Source organism: Marinactinospora thermotolerans DSM 45154, from assembly GCF_900167435.1.
GTDB classification, from domain to species: Bacteria; Actinomycetota; Actinomycetes; order Streptosporangiales; family Streptosporangiaceae; genus Marinactinospora; species Marinactinospora thermotolerans.
In genome coordinates this window covers 193,350-213,937 of sequence record NZ_FUWS01000008.1, presented here as the reverse complement: position 1 = coordinate 213,937, position 20,588 = coordinate 193,350, and the positions used below count along the sequence as shown (strand labels likewise).

Genomic DNA, 20,588 nt, shown 5'->3' with positions numbered 1-20,588 from the left:
CCCGCCCCGTTTTCCCGCGCACCACGCCCTCCGGTTCCCGCGTCGCCGGGAACCGGAGGGCGCGATTCCCGAGAAAGGATCCGCGATGTCGTTGAAGCGCAAACTGCTCTCCGCCGCCGCGATCGCCCCGTTCGTCTTCGCCCTGCTGCCCGCCAGCACCGCCCACGCCCACGGCTACGTCTCCTCCCCCGCCAGCCGGCAGGCCCAGTGCGCCGCCCGGGTCGTCTCCTGCGGCCAGATCCAGTGGGAGCCCCAGAGCGTCGAGGGCCCCAAGGGGCTGCGCAGCTGCAGCGGCGGCAACAGCCGCTTCGCCGAGCTCGACGACGACAACAAGGGCTGGCGGGTCACCCCGGTCGGCCGTTCCCTCAACCTCACCTGGCACCTGACCGTCAGCCACGCCACCAGCACGTGGGAGTACTACATCGGCTCCACCCGCGTCGCCGTGTTCAACGACGGCGGCGCCCGCCCCGGCTCCACCGTCAACCACACCATCAACCTCAACGGCTACAGCGGCAAGCAGAAGCTCCTCGCCGTCTGGAACATCGCCGACACCGCCAACGCCTTCTACTCCTGCATCGACATCAACGTCAGCTGACCCACCACACCGGAGCGTGGGCGCCGATCCCGACGGCGGCGCCCACGCCCGACACCGGCGAGCAGCCGCGTCCCTTCCGGGCGCGGCCGCGCCCCTGGAGAGCGCCGACACGGACGAGGTCCACACCGGTCGTCGCCGTGCCGGCGGCATCGATAGGGTCCCGAGCCGGTGGGGCGCCCCGGCCTCCCCGCCGTTCCCCTCCGACGGAGGTAGGCCCCCGGGCCGCGGTCCGCCCCGCCTGGACGCGCGGTGCCCCGCGCCGCGCGGACGACTCGGGAGACGAAGACGCCCTGCCCGGCACCACCAGGCACACCACGCCGCGTCATCGCCGACGCGCGGAACGGGCAGCAGAAACCGAACCACGGACCTGCGCCGGGACCAAGCCGGCCCGACCCCGACGTGGACGGCTCGCGACGGCCGGTACGCCTGCGCGTCACGGCCCGCGCAGGTCGGAGCGCTGTACTGCCCGACCACGAGACCTGCACCATGGCGCGGTACTCCCCCACCTGGGACGCGCACGGCGCGCTGGACCGACCAGGGTGATCCCTTGGGGGGCCGGCGACGCATCCGGCGCCCGAGGGCCGCGGGTCCTAACTCCTGACCAGCACCGCCAGGCACTCCACGTGGTGGGTCATCGGGAAGGCGTCGAAGGCGCGCAGGTTCTCCAGACGGTAGCCGCGCTCGGCGAACGTGGCGATGTCACGGGCCAGGGTCGCCGGATCACAGGAGACATAGGCGACACGGCGCAGCCGCAGGGCCGCCAGCGACTCCACGACCGCGCTGCCCGCGCCCGCCCGCGGCGGGTCCAGCACCGCGATGTCGGCCCGCAGATCGGCCCACTCGCGCAACCGCGAGGCGACGTCGCCACGGTCCACCCTGGCCTGGGGCTGGTGGCGCAGGTTGTGCTGGGCGTCGCGCACCGCGTCGGGCTGTCCCTCGACACCGAGGACACGGCCCTCGGGGCCGACCGCGTCGGCGAGCGCCCCGGCGAACAGCCCGGCCCCGCAGTACAGGTCCAGTGCGGTCTCGCCCGACTTGGGCTCCAGCGCGGCCAGCACCGCCTCGGTGAGCACCTCGGCGGCGGCCGGGTGGACCTGCCAGAAACCGCCCGCGCTGACCCGCCACTCGCGGCCGGCCACGTTCTCACGGATCCCCCGGCGCCCCTTGATCGGCTGGGTGCGTCCCCCCTTGAAACGGCGCAGCAGCGCCGAGGAGGCCTTGGGCTGGGGCAGCTGCGGCAGGCGCGCCCCGCGCGGGGTCACGATGACCGCGCTGTCGGCGGTGGACCCCGAGGCGACCGCCTCGACCTCGGAGACCCCGTCCCACTTCAGCTCGGTGACACCGAGCCGGTTCACCTCGGGGTGGGCGATCGGGCACTGGTCGATGACCTGCAGCTCGTGGGAGCGGTGCCGGCGCAGTCCGGCCGTGCCGTCGGCGGCGACCGCGAAACGGACCCGGGTCCGCCAGCCCAACCCGTCGGGGGTGCCCGGCAGCTCCTCGACGACGACATCGCGTTCGATCCCGGCGATACGGCGCAGCTGCTCGGCGACGACACGCCCCTTGATGGCCCGCTGCGCCTCCAGGGAGGCGTGCTGCCAGTCGCAGCCACCGCACTTGCCCGGACCCGCGAACCGGCACGGCGGGGTAACGCGGTCGGGCGAGGCCTCCAGGACCTCGACCGCGTCGGCGCGCAGGAAGCGCTTGGTCTCCTCGGTGACCAGGACACGGACGCGCTCACCGGGGAGGGCGTGGCGGACGAAGACGACCTGTTCGTCGTGGCGGCCGACGCACCACCCGCCGTGCGCGACTCCGTCGACGCGCAATTCAAGACGGGTTCCGACACGGCTCATGATGGTGACCTCCGGTGGACGGGACTGCTGGGCAACGCTCGGGTGACCCTCCGTCAGCCACCGCCCATCTGCGGTAACTCTAGTCGAGACCCAGACAACGCAGACCCGCCCGCGCGCCGGGGCGCAGGCCACGGGGCCGGCCGGGACCGTTCCTTTCCCTCCCCGACCTGCGCCTGCGGCGGAATCACCGTATCCTCCCGGACGGGGGCGGCGCCGATCCCAACGGGCGCGGCCCCGCAACGCGGGTCGGACGGTTCGGGAGCGGGTGACCAGTGCACATCGTCATATTGGGGTGCGGACGGGTGGGGTCGACCCTCGCCCACACCGTGGAGGACCTGGGGCACACCGTCGCCGTGATCGACCGCGACCCGGCCGCGTTTCGGCGGCTGCGTTCGAGCACGGCCAAGGCGGCCGTCACCGGGCTCGGCCATGACCGTGCCGTCCTGATCCAGGCCGGCATCGAGCGCGCTTCGGCGTTCGCCGCCGTCAGCAGCGGCGACAACTCCAACATCATCGCGGCGCGCGTGGCGCGCGAGACGTTCGGGGTCGGCGAGGTCGTCGCCCGGATCTATGACCCGCGGCGTGCCGAGGTGTACCAGCGGCTGGGCATCCCCACCGTGGGCACCGTGCGCTGGACGGCCGAGACGATCCTGCGCCGGCTGCTGCCGCAGGGAACGGGTCCCGCGGCCGAACCGCTGTGGCGCGACCCGTCCGGTGAGCTGGTGCTCACCGAGGCTCCGCTGCCCTCCGGGTGGGCCGACCGACGGGTCGAGGAACTCGAGACGGCCCTGTCGGCGCGGGTCGCCTACCTGGGACGCGGTGACGAGGTCCAGCTGCCCCGCGCGGACTCGACGCTGCGGGCCGGTGACGTCGTGCACCTGCTCGCTCGCGCCGAGGACCTGGACCGGGTTCGGGAACGGCTGCGCGGCGGGACGGACGTGACGACGGACGGAGGGCGCTGATGCGGATCGCGATCGCCGGAGCCGGCGGGGTGGGACGCTCCATCGCCGCCGAACTGCTCGACAACGGCCACGAGGTGCTGCTCATCGACAGGCAGACGCGGGCGATCAGGGTCGACGCGCTCGACCGGGCGGAATGGCTCCTCGCCGACGCCTGCGAGCTGAGTTCCCTTGAGGACGCGCGCCTGGAGGAGTTCGACGTGGTGGTCGCCGCCACCGGCGACGACAAGGTCAACCTCGTGGTCTCGCTGCTGGCCAAGAGCGAGTTCGGGGTCGGCCGGGTGGTCGCGCGGATCAACGACCCGGCCAACGAATGGCTCTTCACCTCGTCGTGGGGCGTGGACGTCGCCGTCTCGCCGCCTCGGATGATGGCCGCGCTCGTCGAGGACGCCACCGGCGTGAACGTCGCCGGCGAGGCGGTCTCGCTCATGACCCTGCCCGACACCGACCTGGTGGAGTTCACCCTGCCCGATGGCGCGCCGCACGCGGGCCGGCCGGTACGGGAACTGGAGGGGAACCTCCCCGAGAACGCCGTGCTGGTGGCGGTGGTCCGCAACGGGCACGTGCGCGCTCCCCGCCCCGAGACGGTGCTGGAGGCGGGGGACGACCTGGTCTTCCTGAGCGGTTCGCAGACCTCCGAAGAGCTCGGTGCGGTGCTGTCGCCGGAGTGATCCCGTTTTGCCCGGCACCGATCGAGGCGGTGCCGGGCGGAACGGGTCAGGTGGCGGCCCCGCCGCCCTCGTCCTCGCGCTCCTTGGGCTCCTCCATGGGGGTGTTGCCCCGGGCCAGCAGCCACACCATCGCCGCCAGCGCCGCGACCTGGATGGGCCACCCCATGACGACCTTGGCCGCGCCGAGCCAGGCGACCATCCCCGACGCCCACAGCGGGTACTGCACGACCACCCGGACCACGCACGGCAGGACGAGCAACCAGGTCAGCCGGGAGCTCAACCGCAGGATGGCGGGGTTGTCGCGCCAGCCCACGGGGTCGCCGGTGACGGCGCCGATCATCAGACCGATGGCGGGCCAGCGGAACAGGATCGTCAGCGTGAGCACGACCGCGTAGCCGGCGTTGTAGATGATGCCCGGCAGGAAGGCGTCCTCGGCCTGTCCGCTGCGCAGCGCGAACACCGCGGCGATGGTGATGCCCAGCAGGCTGTTGAACACGAACTGGACCGAGGAACGCTGCACGATCCGGACGAGGGCCAGGACCACGGCCGCCCCGATCCCCAGCCCGAGCGCGAGGTAGAGGTCCTTGGCGACCAGGTAGGTCACCGTGAAGGCGACGGTGGGCACGGCGGCTTCGAGCATGCCGCGCACGCCTCCGAGGGCCTTGGCCAACTGGGCCCTGACGACCGCCTCGACCGTGTGCTGACCGACCGGGGCGGGAGCCTGCCCGTCCGTTCCCTCGTCCTGCCCGGCGTCGTCGCGTCCTTCGCGGGACGGAGCCGTCCTTCCGGTCGCGTCACTGGTCTGGGCGGTCCGGTGTTGGTCGGTCATGCTGCTCCCGCTGGATTTCGGCGACGCGCCGTGGTGCGGATGGCGCGTCCGATGATGGCCCTATGACGTCCAGCGTAGGCGAATCGGCTTCGGGACAGGGCGATCTCCCCCCACGAAGTCGGAGGTCATGCGGTCTTTTCTGACCACTATGCCCACCTCATCGCCTTATGCCCGCCCTCTCCTCTTACTTCGTCGGAGCACGGGATGGTCCTCATGGCGACGGATGCGTAGGCTGGCGGCGAGGCGACCGCACGGACCGGCCGAGCACACCGAGGAGAACTCCGCGATGCCCAACGCCCCGCGCCCCGACCACCTCGCCTTCGCGACCCGCCTGGACGCCGCCCTCTCCTCCCCGGGCGAGGCGGGCCTGGTGTGGTCGCCCCACTCCGTCGGCTCGGCGCTGGGTCTGCTCGCCCTGGGGGCACGCGGTGACACGCGCGCGGAACTGGTCGGACTCCTCGGTGAGGACCTGGCCGGCCACCTGGCCGAACTCGACCGCGCGGCGGAAGCCGACTCCGACCTCGCCACGGCCACGGCCCTGTGGGTGGACCGGCGGCTCCCGATCGAGCCGGCGTTCGAAGCGGAACTACGCTCCCGCCCCGGGGCCGCGGTGCACCCGGCCGATTTCGCCCACGACGCCGAGGGCGCCAGGCGCGCCGCCAACGCCGAGGTCGCCAAGGTCACCCGCGGCCTCATCTCCGAGCTCCTCGCCCCCGGGACGGTCTCCCCCGCCACCCGGGCCCTTCTGGTCAACGCGCTGTGGGTCCGGCTGCGCTGGCGGGAGCCCTTCGATCCCGGGCAGACCGCGCCGCGGCGCTTCGCCTCCCCGCGCGGCCCCCGCGAGGTCGCCATGATGCGGCGCAGTACGACCCTCCCCTACGCCAGGACCCACGGCTGGCACATGGTGACCCTCACCGCCGACCACGACCTCGCGTTGGACGTGCTACTGCCCGAACAGGACTCCCCGGCGCCCGCGCCCCCCTCGGCCGCCACCCTCCGCGCGCTCTACCGCGCCTCTTCCCGGGTCGAGGTCGACCTGTCGCTGCCGCGCTTCGAACTGACCTGGCGCGCCGACCTGGCGACCGCCCTGGCCGAGGCCGGAGCACCGACCATGTTCAGCGACCGCGCCGACTTCGGGGGCGTCTCGGCGCAGCCCCTGCGCATCGACGCGGTCGTCCACCAGGCACGGCTGCGCGTGGACGAGAAGGGCGCCGAGGGCGCGGCGGCGACCGCCGTGGTGATGCGGCTGGCCTCCTTCACCCCCCGCCGGCCGGTGACCTTCACCGTGGACCGGCCGTTCGTCTTCGCGCTGCGCCGCGGCGCGACGGTGCTGTTCCTGGGCCGGGTGACCGACCCGCTCGACCCGGGGCCGGCGAAGTGAGCGGGCCGGTTCACAACCGCGTGAACGGCTCGGCGTAGCCGAACGCGCCCCGCGCCCGCGGCGTGTGGGCGGTGAGCAGGCGCACCTGGAAGTAGTCGCCCCACGCCGGATCGGGCGCGATGACCCCCTCCTCGCGGGCCGGCCGGAACCCGAACCTGCCGTAGTAGGCGGGCTCCCCCAGCAGCGCGACGAGCGGCTCGTCGAGCGCGTCGGCGGCGCCGAGCACCGCGTGCATGAGCGCCGACCCCACCCCCGCGCGCTGGTGGCCGGGGACGACGCTCAACGGCCCCAGCCCCAGCGCGGGCACCGGACCGACCTGGCCTCGAGTGCACACGACGTGGCCGACCACCTCGCCCGTGTCCGCCTGGGCGACGAACGACAGTCCGGGCAACCAACCGGGGTCGGCCCGCAGCTCCTCCAGCAGGCCGGTCTCGACGGGTTCGCCGTCGAGACCGGGACGGTTGAAGGCCGCGGTGGTGACGGCCCGGATGGCGTCGATGTCGGCGGGACGTTCGCGTCGGATCAGCATCCGATCATTGTGTCCCACCACGGACGTGGCCGGTTCCGGGCCGCCCCGGTAAGCCCGGTCACGGCTCCCCGACCACGCCCGCCCGGGCCAGCAACGGGATCTGCAACGCGGCCCACGGGCTCACCGCCCACGGGGCGGTTTCGGCCAGGGTGACCAGCTCGCTCCAGTCCACCCACCGCCACTCGGCCACCTCGGCCACGGCGGGAACCGGGTCGGTGTCGGTGCGCGCCAGGTAGACGGGACAGATCTCGTTCTCGACGGTGCCATCGGCCGCGGTCGCCCGGTAGCGGAAGTCGGGCAGGACCTCGGCGAGGTCGCTCAGCTCCAGGGAGAGCTCCTCGCGGACGCGCCGGCGTACGGCCGCGGGCGTCGGTTCACCCGGCCCTGGATGGCCACAGCAGGAATTGGTCCACACCCCCGGCCACGTCCGCTTGGCGAGCGCTCTGCGGGTCACCAGCACCCTTCCCTGCCGTCCCAGGATGTAGCAGGAGAAGGCCAGGTGCAGTGGTGTGTCGGTGGTGTGCACGGTGGCCTTGGGCGCGACGCCGGTGGGCCGTCCCTCGTCGTCGACCAGCACCACCGATTCGACCTCTTCGGTGCCCCTCACGCGAGTCCTCCCGTGGCGCGCAGGTTCTGGCCGGTGAGCCAACGGGCGTCCGGACCGGCGAGGAAGGCCACGACATCGGCGATGTCGCTGGGGCGGCCGAGCCGGCCGAGCGGGGTGTCCGCGGCGATCTGTTCGAGCACGTCGGGTGGGTTTCCCTTCAAAAGATCGGTCTGAACCGGACCGGGAGAGACGGTGTTGACGGTGATGCCCCGCTCGGCGAACTCCCTGGCCGCGACGCGGGTGAATCCCTCCACCGCCGCCTTGCTACCGGTGTAGACGGCGGCTTCGGCCTCGGGCATGACGGTGTTGAGCGAGGAGACGTTGATGACACGTCCCCCGTCGCGCAGCCGCAGTCCGGCCTGGCGGAGGGCGAAGAGGACCCCCTTGGTGTTGACCGCCATCACCCGGTCGTATTCGGCCTCGGTGACGGCGGCGATAGGGCCGGCGGTGACCGTTCCAGCGTTGTTGACCAGGATGTCGACGGCGCCGAACCGCGCGACCGCGACGTCGAACAGCCGCTCGATGTCGGCGAGGTCGGCCAGGTCGACCCGGACCGCCTGGGCGCGCCCACCCGCGGCCTCGATCTCGGCGACGGCCGCGTCCGCCCCCGCCTTGTCCTGGTGGTATCCGGCCACCACCGCGGCGCCGTCACGCGCCAGCCGCAGGGCGATGGCCCGCCCGATCCCCCGCGATGCTCCGGTGACGACCGCGATTCTTCCCTTCAGCGCACCAGATGCCCTTTGCGGCACTTGTTCGTGATAAGACATGTGTCCCTTTCCGTCCAGGGCTGTCGGACAGGGCCGGCCCGGGACCGTCAGCGGTAAAGCCCCGGGGCGACGTAGCAGGCGAACCGGGGCCGTCCCCCAGGGGCGGCGGGCCGGTAGGCCACGAAGTTCTGAAGCGCCCGCACACCTTCGCCGTCCCCCGTGGCAGCGGCGAGAAAGGCGAGGTAGGCGGCGGAATCCAGGCCCGACCGCCGCATGAACGCGGCGCTTCTTCGGCGGGCATCGGACTCGGGAACCCCCGCCGGCATCGGGATGTAGAGAGTCGCGGCCGTCGGCACCCCCACGCCACGGTGGAAGGCGAAGCAGGTGACGGGAGGTTTGTGGGGAGGAACCTCCGTGCCGGTGATCTCCTCCAGCGCGGCCGAGAAGGCTCCGGGCACGTGCCCCCGGGCCACCGCCGCCTGTCGGTCGATGTCCGCCCAGTCCAGGCCGGCGTGCTGAACGTAGACCTTCACACGCGCGTCGTCGGTGTCGGCGAGATCGAGGGCGAGCGAACCGATACGGCCCGAACCACCGTGTTCGTCCAGCCAACCCCGTAGTCCCTGCCAGGCGGCCCGGACACCGAGCCGGTCCATCGCCTCGTCGAGGACGGACGGCGCCTCGGCCGCCCCCCGGGCGTCGGGATCGAGGTAGACCTTGAACAGGGGATCGGCGCCCGGCCGGCTGGCCATGCCGTGCATGATCCAGCACCGGTCGTGCGGGGTCTGGGGCCGGAAGAGGTCCTCCAGCGCGAGGACGCGCGCGGTGGCGGCCCCCGGGTGCCGGGAGAGTCCCCGCAGGTACTCCCAGCCGGCCTCCTGGTTCCCCTCGGGCGTCGGCGGGTCGGCCGTCGCCTCGACGGTGACGCGCACCTCCGCCGGCCCGTCACCGTTCCAGGCGGCGGACAGCTCGAAGGGGGAACCGTCGACCGCCACGTAGCTGCGCCAGCCGGGCCGCTCGACCGGGGTGTTCCCCCAACGGCCCCACAGCCGCCGAAGCAGGCAGACCGCCGCCTCGGCCTCGGACGGCGCCCGGCCCAGGGCCGCGTGACAGCGGACCAGGGTGTCGACGGCGGCGTCGAGGTGGGTGGCTCCCGGCGGGTACCGGCCGGGGACGGCCCGCAACGGGCGCTGGGAGGAGACCGTCCCGTTGTCGACGAAGGGGTCGCCGGCCATCACGCCCGTGGACGTGTCCGCCGTCTCCCGAGGGCCCCGTTCGGATCCGCGCGGGCTCACCATGTCACGGGGAGGGTCTGGAGGATCCGGACCTGGACCCCCTCCTTGAAGACCATCTCCTCGGGCGGCACCGCCGGGGACAGCCCGGGGAAACGGGCCAGGAGCCCGCCCAGCCCCTCCTCCAACACGACCTTCGCCAACGGCGCGCCGATACAGCGGTGGATCCCGTAGCCGAACCCCAGATGGGGGTTGCGGCCACGGCACAGGTCGAGTTCGTCAGGCCGGGGGAACGTCGAGGGGTCGCGGTTGGCCGAGGGCAGCACGGGCAGCACGGCCTCGCCCGCGCGGATGCGGACCCCGCTCAGCTCGACGTCCTCGCGGGCGTAGCGGCCGAAGGCCACGTGGGCGTCGAGGGGGACGAAGCGGATCAGCTCCTCCACGGCGCCGGGCAGGAGGCCGGGATCGGCGCGCAGCGCCTCGTGGGCGTGGGGGTGGGTGAACAGGACGAGGACGGAGTTGGCCAGCTGCGCCGAGGTCGTCTCATAGCCGGCGATCAACAGGACGCTGACGAGCTCGACGAGTTCTTGGCCGGTGATGCCCGCGGTCTCGTCGTGCGCGTCGACCAGCGCGCTGATCAGGTCGCCGGCCGGGTCGCTCCGGCGCTGGGCGACGAGACCGTCGATGTAGGCGTACAGCGCCTCGGTCCGGGAGTTGATCTGCTCGACGGACAGCGCCGTGGTGCTGGAGAAGGCGTCCAACCAGACGCGGAAGGCGGGCCGGTCCGCATAAGGCACGCCGAGGAGTTCGCAGATGACCAGGGCGGTCAGGGGGAGCGCGAAGTCCTCGACCAGGTCCGCCGGCGCGCCCCGCTTCGTCATCTCGTCGATGAGGGTGGCGGTGAACGCGCGCACGCCCGGGCGGAGCAGTTCGGCCCGCCGCGCGGTGAAGGCCCGCGCGAGCAGCCGGCGCAGCCGCGTGTGGTCGGGCGGGTCGGTTCCCAGGATACTGGTGTTGACGGGCCGGGGGGTGAGCCGCGACTCGTCGTTGTGGGCCGTCAGCGCCCGGCTGAACCGGGGATCGCCGAGGACGGTCTTGACGTCGTCGTAGCGGGTGACGAGCCAGGCGTCGTCCCCGTAGGGAGGCCGGATCCGCAGGACCGGGCGGTCGGCGCGGAGCTCGGCGTAGACGGGGTCCACGTCGAGCCGGTGGTAGTCCCGGAAGGGGTAGGGAACCGGGTCGGGGGGTCCTGCTGCCGGACAGCCCCGCTCGGGGAGGGCGTCGCTCTCGTCGGACGACCGCCAGCCGGGCGGGAGCGGCGCGGAGGCCGGCCAGGCCGAGCGGCGCCCGTCGCCGTTGACGAGGAGCACGTAGCTTCCTTCGGGGTCCGCGAAGAGGTTGTTCACACCTCGGCCCTTTCGCTTGTCGGGGGTTGTTGGGGGGTTCGCGCCGGCGCGGGGAAGACACCGCTGCGGACGAGGTGGTCGATGTAGCGTTCGAGCAGCACGGGCTCGGCTCCGGAGAGGTCCCATCCGGCCTCCGCCAGTCCCCGCAGGGTGTTGCGCCGGTCGAACCGCAGCGCGCCGAGCCTGACGATGCCGGGAAGGGCCTCGACGAGGAGCGCGGCGGCCGCCAGGCCGGTGCCCGTGTCGGGGTCCTCGGCCCGGCGCAGCAGCAGCTCGGCCCACTCCTCGTCGGCGAGCGGGGCCAGGACGTAGCCCCTGTCGCGGAACAGGGCGAGCAGCCGGGGGAAGGGGATCGGCCTGGGACAGGTCAGGTGGTGCACACGTCCCATGGCCTCGGGCCGCCGCGCGAGATGGACGATGGCCCCGGCGACGTGGTCGACGGGAACCATGTCGACCATGGCCGCGTCGTGTTCGGCGCTGCGCGGAACCGCGCCGAGCAGCAGCATGGCCCGGACGAGTTGCCACAGCGTGTCCCCCGAACCCCCCACGCCGGTCCTGGAGTACCCGCTGATCCGGCCGGGACGGTGGATGGTGACGGGCAGCCCGCGTTCTCCCGCCGCGCGCACCAGCCCCTCGGCCGCCCACTTGGTGGCCACGTAACCGCTGGGCAGGAGGGAGGCGGAGGGGGCCCGCTGCCCTTCGAGGAAGGGGCCGTCCCCGTCGTCGCTGGACACCGCGACCGCCGCGGTCGACACGAAGTGCACCGGGACGGCCCGAACCCGCGTCGCCAGCCGGATGACCTCGTGGGTGCCGAGCACGTTGCCGGCCCGCAACCGGGAGTAGGGTTCGACCGCGCTCACCCCGGCCCCGTTGTGGTACACGGCGTCCAGCAGCTCGGCCAGGGCGTGGAACCGTTCCTCGGACAGGCCCAGCCGGGGCCGCGCGAGGTCCCCGGGGACGGCCACCACGCGCGCGGCACGCGCGGGGTCCAGTTCCACTCCGTGCCGGTGGAGGTTGTCGCGGATCCGGGCCAGGCCGGCGTCCCGGTCGAGGGCGCGGACCAGGCAGTGCACGGTGGCGTCGGTGTGGCGGAGCAGCTGGTCGAGCAGCGCTGCGCCGAGGAACCCGGTGGCCCCGGTGAGCAGGACGTGGCGGGGAGCGGCGTTGCGCGCGAGGTCGATCCCGTCCGCGGGGACCTTGACAAGCGGGTCGAGAACGGTGTCGGCGGCGGGATCGGGCTCGGACGGCCTCGCCCGCCCGCCCCGGCCACCGCCGATCTCGTGGGCGAGCCCCGCGACGGTCGGCGTCTCGAACAACTGCGCCACGCTCAGGTCGGCGCCGGTGCGGTCACGGACGCCCCGCAGGAGACGCGGGACGAGCAGGGAGTGCCCGCCCAGGTCGAAGAAGCCGTCGTCCACCGTGATCCCGGGCACGCCGAGGAGTTCCTCGAAGAGTCCGCACAGGGTGTGCTCGAGCGGGCTGCTCGGCCGGCGTCCTCGCGACACCGTGACCGCGACGGGGGCGGGGAGCGCGGCCCGGTCGACCTTTCCGCTGGGCAGGGTCGGCAGTGCCGCGATCGGGACGACCACCGAGGGCACGAGGTGGGCGGGAAGCAGGTCGGCGGCGTGCCGACGCACCTCGGCGGCGTCGACGGGCTCCCCCGTGGAGACGACGTAGGCCACCAGCCGCCGGTCCCCCGGCCGGTCCTCGCGCGCGACCACGGCCGCGCGCCCGACCGACGGATGCCGTTCGAGCGCCGCCGCGACCTCGCCGGGCTCGATCCGGAAACCGCGGATCTTCACCTGCTCGTCGCGGCGTCCCAGGAACTCCAGGACTCCCCCGCGGGTCCAGCGGGCGAGGTCGCCCGTGCGGTACATCCGCTCCCCCGGAACGCCGAACGGGTCGGCGACGAACCTGGCGGCGCTTCGCCCCGGATCGCCGAGGTAACCCCGGGCCAGCCCGGCCCCGGCGACGTAGAGCTCTCCGGGGGAACCGGGGGGAACCGGCCGCAGCCGGTCGTCGAGCACGTAACAGCGGGCGCCGATCGCGGGACGGCCGATGGGGGGCGGCGCCGCGCCGGCCAGGGGGTCGCTCAGCGTGGCGCACACCGTGGTCTCGGTGGGGCCGTAGCCGTTGAGCATCCGCCGCCCCGGCGACCAGGCGGCGACGAGCGCTCCCGAGGACGCCTCGCCCGAGACGATCAGGGAGGAGACGCCGTCGAGGTCGGCGGGCTCCATGACGGCCAGGGCCGTGGGGGGCAGGGTGAGGTGGGTGATCCCCCGCGCGCGCAGCAGCCGGACCAGGTCGGGACCCGGCATGACCTGGTCGGCCGGCGCGGTGACGAGGGTCGCCCCCACGGCCAGCGTCCCGAAGATCTCCCACACGGCGCCGTCGAAGGAGATCGGCGCGAACTGGAGGACGCGGCTGTCACGGGTCACCCCGAAACGTTCGCGTTGGATGTCGGCCATCCCCGAGAACCCGCTGTGGGTGACCACGACCCCCTTGGGCCGTCCGGTGGAGCCCGAGGTGTAGATCAGGTAGGCGGGGTGGTCGGGCAGCAGGGGCGTGCCCCGTTCCCCGTCGGTCACGTCGTTGTCGGCGAGGAGGGCGGCCTCGGCCTCAAGGCGGTCGAGGGGGAGAACGGGTGAGTCTCCGGGCAGCTCCGCGAGGGTGTCGGCCGTGCCGATGACCAGCGCCGGCCGGGCCTCGGCGAGCATCGCCTCAAGACGCCGGGCGGGCTGCGCGGCCTCGAAGGGGAGATAGGCCGCGCCGGCTTTCATGATGGCGACCAGGACCGTGACCAGCTCGGCCGAGCGGGGCAGGACGACGGCGACGTGGGTCTCGGGGCCGGCGCCGTATCGGATGAGGGCGCGGGCGAACCGGTTGGCCCGGGCGTTGAGGGCCCGGTAGGACCACGTGTCCTCCCCGTGGACCAGCGCGGTGGCCTCGGGAGCCGCGGTGACCTGGCGCTGGAACAGCTCGGGGAAGGTCGCGGGGGCGGTCCGTCCTCCGCTGTCGTTCCACTCCCGCAGCAGCCGACGGTGTTCCGTCCCCTCGAGGAGGTCGACCTCTCCGATCCGCAGACCGGGCCGCGCGGTGACGCGGTCGAGCAGCCGGAGCAGCCGCCGCACCAGCGCATCGACGCTCCCGGGATCGAACAGGTCGGTGTCGAACTCCGCGATCCCGTCCATCCCCTGTGGGGTCCCGTCGTCCGCAAAGCGTTCGGTGAGGCTGAGAACCAGATCGAACCGGGAGGTCCCGATGTCCATCAGGTCGGCCTCGGCGGTGAGGCCGGCCAGCCGGAAATCCGATCCGGGCGCGTTCTGGAGGGCCAGCATGACCTGGAAGAGCGGGTGGTGGGCGAGGGAGCGCGCCGGCCTGAGCTCCTCGACCAGTCGCTCGAAGGGCAGGTCCTGGTGTTCGTGCGCGGCGAGGACGACCTCGCGGACCCGGCCCAGGAGTTCGGCGAACGACGGGTCGCCCGAGGTGTCGGTCCGGATCACCAGGGTGTTGACGAAGAACCCCACGAGGTCGTCCAGGGCGGGGTCGGTGCGCCCGGCGATGGGACTACCGACGGGGATGTCGCTTCCACCGCCCAGCCGGCACAGCAGGGCGGCCAGGCCGGCGTGCAGCGCCATGAACACGGTGGCCCCGTGCTCCTGCGCCACCGAGACGAGCCGGTCGTGCAGGGCGGCGGGCACCGAGAAGCGGACGGTCGCGCCGCTGTGCCGGGCGAGCGGAGGGCGGGGCCGGTCGGTGGGCAACACGATCCGGTCGGGCAGTCCGGCCAGGCCCTCCCGCCAGTGGCGCAGTTGCGTCTCGGCCGTCCCCTCGGGGTTCCCTTCGTCGAGGAGGTCCCGCTGCCACAGGGTGTAGTCGGCGTATTGGACCGGCAGCGGGCGGTCGAAGGGGCGCCGCCCCGCCAGGCGCTCGCGGTAGGCGGTGGCCAGGTCGCGCCACAGGGGGCCCAGCGACCACCCGTCGCAGGCGATGTGGTGCACGACGATCAGGAGGACGTGCGCGTCGTCGGCGAGGCGGAAGAGGACCGCCCGGAACGGGATCTCCGTGGCGATGTCGAACCCGCACCGAGCCGCCGCACGCGCGTCCGCCTCGACCCGTTGCGGCGTGCTGGCGACGACCGGCAGCCGTACCTGTGCCTCGGTCACGAGTTGGTAGGGGACGCCCTCGTGCTCGGGGAAGACCGTGCGCAGGCTCTCGTGCCGGTCCACCAGGTCGCACAGTGCCGCGTGCAGCGCGGCGTGGTCGAGCGGTCCCGAGAGCCTGATCCGAAACGGCACGTTGTAGAGGGGGTCCGCGCCCGAGAACCGATGCAGGAACCACAGGCGCGCCTGTCCCGGGGACAGGGGGACGCGCTCGGGGCGCGCCCGGTGGGTCAGGGCGGGCCGGGCCGCTGTCCGGCCGAGGCGTTCGACGAGGTCGACGACCCGCGGGGTCTCGAAGACGGCGCGCAACGGGACCTCGACCTCCAGCCCGGCCCGGATCCTCGCGACCAGCCGTGTCGCCGACAGGGAGTGTCCCCCCAGCTCGAAGAAGTCGTCGTCGATGCTGACCGGGGAGACTCCGAGCACCTCGGTGTAGAGGGCGCACAGCCGCTCCTCCGTCGGGGTCCGGGGGGCGCGCCCGTCAAGGGTCGTCCCCGGTTTCGGCGCCGGTAGCGCCGCGCGGTCGAGCTTGCCGTTGCGCGTCAGGGGAAGCCGGTCCACGACGACGATGTGGTGGGGCACCATGTAGTCGGGAAGGCGCTCGCCGAGGAGGTCGCGCACCGAGGCGACCAGGGCGCCGGCCTCGCGGGAGGTACGGGGGCTGTTGGTGTGGGCGCGCAGGGGCGCGTCGGCCGTGCCCCGCGAACGGTACAGCCCGCAGGGCACGGGCTCCTCGGCTCCCAGGGCCAGGAAGTGCGCGTCGAGCGCTCCGTCGGAGGCGTCCGCGGCCCAGGTCAGCGCCGTCCGCAGCCCCAGAAGGCGCCCGACCTCCTCGAGCTCCGCGGGTTCGGGGAGTCCTCGCCCGGCCTCGTCCAGACGCCGCCGGGCGAGGTCGGCGTCCCGCTCCTCGCTCAGCGCCCGCCAGGCCAGCGCGGCCGGTGCGACGCGCGCGTTGGGCACGTCGAGCAGACGGACGTGCCGGTGGGTACGGGCGGCCAGCAGCCCGGCCAGCTCATCGAGTCCGGCCAGGTCCCTGCCCCAGACGAGGGTGCGGACGTCGACGTCCTCCTCCGGCGTGGTCGGCCGGTCGGCGCGTAACACGACGTCGTAGCGGTACTGCGTCATCTCGTTGCGGTGGCGGCCGCCCTTGACCTGGATGTCGGCCCCGGCCAGCCGGGGGACGTGGGAGCACAGCGCCATGAAGTAGTCCGGGGAGACCATGAGCTCCTGCTCGGCGGCGCTGTCGCGCTCGATGGTGGCGCGCACGGCCGCCGCGTCGTCGCCGGGGGCCGCGCGGCGCAGCGCGACCTCGGTGTGGAAGGGGCGGGCGAGTCGCAGGTCCCGCACGTCCCCCACGAAGATCGCCCCGCCCGGGGCGAGCAGCCCGGCCGCCCCGGCCAGCACCCGGGTGAGGTACCCGTTGTTGGGAAAGTACTGGGTGACGGAGTTGATGACGACGGTGTCGAAGAAGCCGGCCGGCAGTCCGCCGAGCTCGTCGGCCGCGCACACCCTCAACTCGACCCGCCGGGCGAGGGCGGGATCGCGGGCGATCCCGCGGCGCAGCCCCTCGATGGCGGGGGCGGAGAAGTCGGTCCCCCAGTACGACTCGCAGTGGGGGGCCAGTCCCGCCATCAGCAGGCCGGTCCCCACCCCGATCTCCAGCACGCGCCGCGGGCGCAGGGCCCGGATGCGCTCCACCGTGGCGTCGCGCCATTCGCGCATCTGTTCCTCGGGGATGGCGGTGCCGTCGTAACTGCTGTTCCAGCCGGTGAAGTCGGTCCCGAGGGGGGTCTCGGCCGGGGCCGTGTACAACCGGTCGTAGATCCCCCTCCACTCGCCGATCTGGTCGCCCTCGCCGTCGGCGGCCCCCTCGTCGCGGTCGGCGGGCACGATGTAGCCGACGAGCCTGCGCTCGCCGGGCCGCTCCTCGCGCGCCACGACCGCGGCCGCGCTGACCCCCGGATGGGCGCACAGCGCCTTCTCGACCTCGCCCGGCTCGATGCGAAACCCCCGGATCTTCACCTGTCCGTCGGCCCGGTGCAGGAACTCCAGGGCGCCGTCCGCCCTCCAGCGCACGATGTCGCCGGTGCGGTACATCCGCGATCCAGGGGGACCGGACGGTTCGGCGACGAAGCGTTCGGCGGTGAGGCCCGCGGCTCCCGTGTACCCCCGCGCCAGACCGATCCCGGCGAGGTAGAGCTCTCCCGGGACGCCGGGCGGGACCGGGCGCAATTGGTCGTCGAGGACGTGGCAGCGGGTGTTGTCCATGGGGCCGCCGATCGGCACCGGATCGCCCACCTCGGCCCGGGGGACCGGGTGACAGGTCGCGAACGTCGTGGACTCGGTGGGACCGTAGACGTGGACCAGGTGGAGTCGTGGACAGTGGTCGAGCACCCGCTCGACCGCCTTCGGCGGCATCCGCTCGCCCCCGGTCCACACCTCCCGGACCGTGGCGAAGCAGTCGGGCAGCTCCTCGGCGACGAGGGAGAACAGGGCGGTGGTGACGAACAGCGCGCCGATGCGCTCCGCGCGCAGGAGCCGGCGCAGTCGGACGGGATCGGTCTCGCCCGGGGGCGCGACGACCACGGTGCCGCCCCTCAGCAGGGGGACCCAGATCTCGTAGGTCGAGGCGTCGAAGGCGTGCGGGGAGTGCAGGAGCACCCGTTCGTGCGCGCCTCCGTCCCATCGCCGGTCGGCCGCGAGCGCCGCCACCGCGCGATGCGAGATGGCGATCCCCTTGGGGGCTCCGGTGGACCCGGAGGTGTACATGACGTAGGCGAGGCTGTCGGGGTGGAGAGCGCTTCGGGGCGTGCCCGGGTCCGCGCCGGCGGGGTCGGGGCCGACGGGGAGGAGGGCCATCCCGGCGAAGGCGTCATGTCCGTGCGTCCCGGGCTCGGTGATGACGATCCGCGTGCCGGTCTCCTGGAGGATCCGGCGCAGTCGCGGCCCCGGGGAGCGCAGGTCCAGTGGAACGTAGGCGGCCCCGGCCTTGAGTACGGCGAGGGTGGCCACGAGGAGGTCGGCCGATCGGGGAAGCGCGAGCCCGACGCTGGCCCCGGGGGAACAGCCGCGGTGGACCAGGCGGTGCGCGAGGCGGTTGGACCGGGCGTCGAGCTCGGCGTAGCTCATCTGCTCGTCGCCGTCCACGATGGCGACGCGGTCGGGGTCTCGACGCGCCTGTCGTAGGAACAGGTCGGGTAGGCAGGCCCAGGGCTCCGAGGAGGGGGCGCCGGTCGCCTCGGGCGGCCTTCCCGGCTGCTCCGCGGGAGCCGTCGCGCGGGCCTGCGCGGTGCCCGTCTCGGGGGTGGCGAGGACCTGGGCGACCAGCTCGAGGAGCCGGCGGTGCTGGAGCGTCGGGTCCGCGGCCTGGTCGGCCCCCGCGCCGATGAAGAGTTCGACGGTGTCCTCGCGCACGATGACCGCGGTGTGGTCGCCGTTGCCGGGGTCGAGGGTGTGGACGGTGGTTCGGTGGGGGCCGAGGAACACGACCGAGGCGTCGGTCTCGACCACCACGCGGGGAGGCTTGCGCGCCGTCTCCTCCCCGTCGCGGGGCGGGTCGACCGGGCGCGTCGCGGCGTCGCGGCGCAGCAGGGAGGCGGCCCGCAGCAGCTCGGCCGCGCTCACGTGGGGGTCGGCGGCGAGTCGGAGGGCGTGACGTCGCGCGTGGGAGGGCGCGGCCCGCCCTCGTTGGTCGGGTTCCCCGGTGACCAGGCCGACCACGGCCTCGTCGTGGCCGTCTCGGCCGTGGAGCGCCGCGGCGGCCAGGAACGGGTCGAGGACGGCGGCCCCCGGGTCGGCGGCGAAGGTCCCCAGGCGGTCCCGCAGGCCCGCCGGCAGGGCTCCGCTGTGTCCGCGGGGAGGACGCGCCCCGATGGGCCGGTCGGTGTCGGGGGACCGGGACGGTCGGGTGGCGTCGGCCGGCGGTCCGCCGGCGAGGTCGGTGTAGTACGCGGCGACGCGGGAGCGCAGCGCGGCGAGCCCCGTCCGGTCCAGGGCAAGGGGGTGGGCGTGGTGGACCCACAGGAGACGGTCGGGGGCGAGTCGGACCAGGGCGTGGTCGTACACCTCGTGGGGGGCGGCGGGGAGCCGTGGGAGAAGGCGCTCGCGCGCGAGGAGCCCGTGGACCTCTTCCCAGGGATCGGCGAGGTGGGTGAGGTCGATCCGCCGGAAGGCGGGCGTCGGGGAGGTGGTGAGGCGTTGCCGGATCTCCCCGTCGATCTCGGCGAACCCCAGGCGGAGCGCGTCGGTCTCCTCGGCCGCCCTACGGAACGCCGTGGTGAAGAGGGTCGGGTCCAACGGGCCGCGGATGTCGACGTACTCCCCCACCGCGCACACCTGGGGTGCGTGGCGCGCAGCACGCCATGACTCCAGCACGGCGTTTTGGGCGGAGGTGAGCGGAGACCACGGTCCATATGAATTGCACACGAAGATCGATCCCGTCGATCGGTGGAACACTAGGCCCACTCCCAACATCAGAGTGAAACAAATTCAAAAATGTCCCAAGGGGGAGCAGGCACCCGAATCGAGTTACCCATCAGGAAATCACGATAAACGATCCCCCTCACCCTCCACAGAGGGAAAATCCGAGCCGGGAATGCCCAACCAGGTTCGCAAGTATGCCGCGAGCAACACAAAACCCGACATGTCACAAGATATTTTCTAGGTCACCATCCACGGTGAGAAAAGATGAATTCGTTGCTCCTCCGCGTACCACGGACGAGAACGGCACCCCGGCCGTCCGCCGAGGTGCCGTTGAACCGTAGAAAGGGTTTTCCCGAATCGGAGGATTCCTGTCCCTCCCCCGAGCACACAAGAGGGATAGGGACGGCTTGAAATACCGACTTACCTCAGTTCCCTATCCCCGAACATCAGGTGGGGATCACCTCGAACAGGGTGGCCAGCCCCGTCCCGCAGGACTCGCCCGCCGAACGCGCCTCGGCGGTCAGGAACGCCTCGTGGTCGAATCCCCCGAGCGCGGAGAGGTAGGCGCGGTGCGCGGCCAACGAGGCGATCCCCGCGGCCAGTTCCCCTTCGCTGAGGGGGACGTGATGGGTCGCCCGAGGGGAGCCGGAGAACGCCGCGAAGCGAACGCCCGACCACGGTCGCAGCCCCTCGTCGGACAGGTCGGGGAACATCCAACGGTTCGCCGCGTCACGGACGGCGTCCAGGAGGGCGGGCCCCAGGGCACGGTGATCGGCGTGGTTGAACGCGGCGCTGCCCGGAAAGGTCTCGCGGAAGTTCAGCGAGATGAGCACCTCGGGACGGTGTCTGCGAATGGCGCGGGCCAGCTCGCGGCGCAGGTCGAGCCCGTACTGCAGGGAACCGTCGGGGAAGTCGAGGAAGGCGACCTCCTCCACCCCCACCACACGGGCGGCGGCGAGCTGCTCCGCCGTCCTCAGCGGTCCGCACTCCTGCGGGGCGATCGTGTCGATGCCCGCCTCGCCTCGCGTCACCAGGAGCTCCGCCACCTGCCGGCCCTGCCCCACCCAGCGGGTGATCGCGGCGGAGGCGCCGAACTCCAGGTCGTCGGGGTGCGCCACCACGGCCAACGCGCGCTGCCAGTCCTCGGGCAGGGGCGGGATGTCGTCTGAGGTCGTCATGGCCGCAAGGGTAGGTTCCAACGGCCGTGCGCGCACGTCCCGTCCGGCCCGGCCCCCTGGAC

The 20,588-nt window shown here is 73.3% G+C and carries 13 protein-coding genes; 4 read left to right on the top strand and 9 right to left on the bottom strand.

Features of this window, described 5'->3' with window-relative positions; genetic code table 11:
- Positions 1–85 precede the first annotated feature (85 nt).
- The gene (locus B5D66_RS15860; protein WP_078762516.1) at positions 86–595 is read left to right on the top strand and encodes a lytic polysaccharide monooxygenase auxiliary activity family 9 protein; all 510 of its coding nucleotides are present in this window, start codon (positions 86–88) and stop codon (positions 593–595) included.
- A 590-nt stretch (positions 596–1,185) separates the two neighbouring features.
- Here the strand turns inward: B5D66_RS15860 and B5D66_RS15855 are convergent.
- Complete coding sequence (locus tag B5D66_RS15855; RefSeq protein WP_078762515.1) at positions 1,186–2,445, bottom strand: class I SAM-dependent RNA methyltransferase; 1,260 nt, start codon at positions 2,443–2,445, stop codon at positions 1,186–1,188.
- A gap of 272 nt (positions 2,446–2,717) precedes the next feature.
- On the opposite strand from B5D66_RS15855, the gene B5D66_RS15850 reads away from it, so the two are divergent.
- Positions 2,718–3,407: a potassium channel family protein gene (locus B5D66_RS15850; RefSeq protein ID WP_078762514.1), complete on the top strand. Its 690-nt coding sequence runs from the start codon at positions 2,718–2,720 to the stop codon at positions 3,405–3,407.
- On the top strand, positions 3,407–4,075 hold the full coding sequence (locus B5D66_RS15845) for a potassium channel family protein (RefSeq protein ID WP_078762513.1): 669 nt from the start codon (positions 3,407–3,409) through the stop codon (positions 4,073–4,075). Before B5D66_RS15850 ends, B5D66_RS15845 begins: the two co-directional genes overlap by 1 nt.
- A gap of 46 nt (positions 4,076–4,121) precedes the next feature.
- Here the strand turns inward: B5D66_RS15845 and B5D66_RS15840 are convergent, their stop codons facing one another.
- The gene (locus B5D66_RS15840) at positions 4,122–4,904 is read right to left on the bottom strand and encodes a DUF3159 domain-containing protein (RefSeq protein ID WP_078762512.1); all 783 of its coding nucleotides are present in this window, start codon (positions 4,902–4,904) and stop codon (positions 4,122–4,124) included.
- Between the two features lie 286 nt (positions 4,905–5,190).
- On the opposite strand from B5D66_RS15840, the gene B5D66_RS15835 reads away from it, so the two are divergent.
- A complete protein-coding gene (locus B5D66_RS15835) occupies positions 5,191–6,285 on the top strand; it encodes a serpin family protein (protein WP_078762511.1) in 1,095 nt (364 codons plus the stop codon).
- A 10-nt stretch (positions 6,286–6,295) separates the two neighbouring features.
- Here B5D66_RS15835 and B5D66_RS15830 read toward each other — a convergent pair whose 3' ends face one another.
- The 7 genes from B5D66_RS15830 to B5D66_RS15800 form a co-directional block, all read right to left on the bottom strand.
- On the bottom strand, positions 6,296–6,814 hold the full coding sequence (locus B5D66_RS15830) for a GNAT family N-acetyltransferase (RefSeq protein ID WP_078762510.1): 519 nt from the start codon (positions 6,812–6,814) through the stop codon (positions 6,296–6,298).
- Between the two features lie 58 nt (positions 6,815–6,872).
- Positions 6,873–7,421, bottom strand: a complete 549-nt coding sequence (idi, locus tag B5D66_RS15825; RefSeq protein ID WP_078762509.1) for an isopentenyl-diphosphate Delta-isomerase — start codon at positions 7,419–7,421, stop codon at positions 6,873–6,875.
- Complete coding sequence (locus B5D66_RS15820) at positions 7,418–8,170, bottom strand: glucose 1-dehydrogenase (RefSeq protein ID WP_235001031.1); 753 nt, start codon at positions 8,168–8,170, stop codon at positions 7,418–7,420. Before B5D66_RS15820 ends, idi begins: the two co-directional genes overlap by 4 nt.
- 65 nt (positions 8,171–8,235) lie before the next feature.
- Complete coding sequence (locus B5D66_RS15815) at positions 8,236–9,360, bottom strand: tryptophan dimethylallyltransferase family protein (RefSeq protein WP_144390162.1); 1,125 nt, start codon at positions 9,358–9,360, stop codon at positions 8,236–8,238.
- Positions 9,361–9,416: 56 nt separating this feature from the next.
- A complete protein-coding gene (locus B5D66_RS15810; RefSeq protein WP_200813661.1) occupies positions 9,417–10,763 on the bottom strand; it encodes a cytochrome P450 in 1,347 nt (448 codons plus the stop codon).
- Entirely contained in the window at positions 10,760–19,252 is an 8,493-nt protein-coding gene (locus B5D66_RS15805; RefSeq protein ID WP_078762505.1) for a non-ribosomal peptide synthetase, read from the bottom strand. The genes B5D66_RS15810 and B5D66_RS15805 overlap by 4 nt, the downstream gene beginning before the upstream one ends.
- A gap of 542 nt (positions 19,253–19,794) precedes the next feature.
- Complete coding sequence (locus B5D66_RS15800; RefSeq protein ID WP_078762504.1) at positions 19,795–20,526, bottom strand: PIG-L deacetylase family protein; 732 nt, start codon at positions 20,524–20,526, stop codon at positions 19,795–19,797.
- Positions 20,527–20,588: the final 62 nt, after the last annotated feature.

Excerpts from the sequence above, each read along its gene's own strand:
- B5D66_RS15840 (WP_078762512.1), bottom strand. The coding sequence starts at position 4,904 with ATGACCGACCAACACCGGACCGCCCAGACCAGTGACGCGACCGGAAGG.
- B5D66_RS15800 (WP_078762504.1), bottom strand. The coding sequence starts at position 20,526 with ATGACGACCTCAGACGACATCCCGCCCCTGCCCGAGGACTGGCAGCGC.
- B5D66_RS15815 (WP_144390162.1), bottom strand. The coding sequence starts at position 9,360 with ATGGCCGGCGACCCCTTCGTCGACAACGGGACGGTCTCCTCCCAGCGC.
- B5D66_RS15855 (WP_078762515.1), bottom strand. The coding sequence starts at position 2,445 with ATGAGCCGTGTCGGAACCCGTCTTGAATTGCGCGTCGACGGAGTCGCG.
- B5D66_RS15860 (WP_078762516.1), top strand. The coding sequence starts at position 86 with ATGTCGTTGAAGCGCAAACTGCTCTCCGCCGCCGCGATCGCCCCGTTC.
- B5D66_RS15830 (WP_078762510.1), bottom strand. The coding sequence starts at position 6,814 with ATGCTGATCCGACGCGAACGTCCCGCCGACATCGACGCCATCCGGGCC.
- B5D66_RS15835 (WP_078762511.1), top strand. The coding sequence starts at position 5,191 with ATGCCCAACGCCCCGCGCCCCGACCACCTCGCCTTCGCGACCCGCCTG.
- B5D66_RS15845 (WP_078762513.1), top strand. The coding sequence starts at position 3,407 with ATGCGGATCGCGATCGCCGGAGCCGGCGGGGTGGGACGCTCCATCGCC.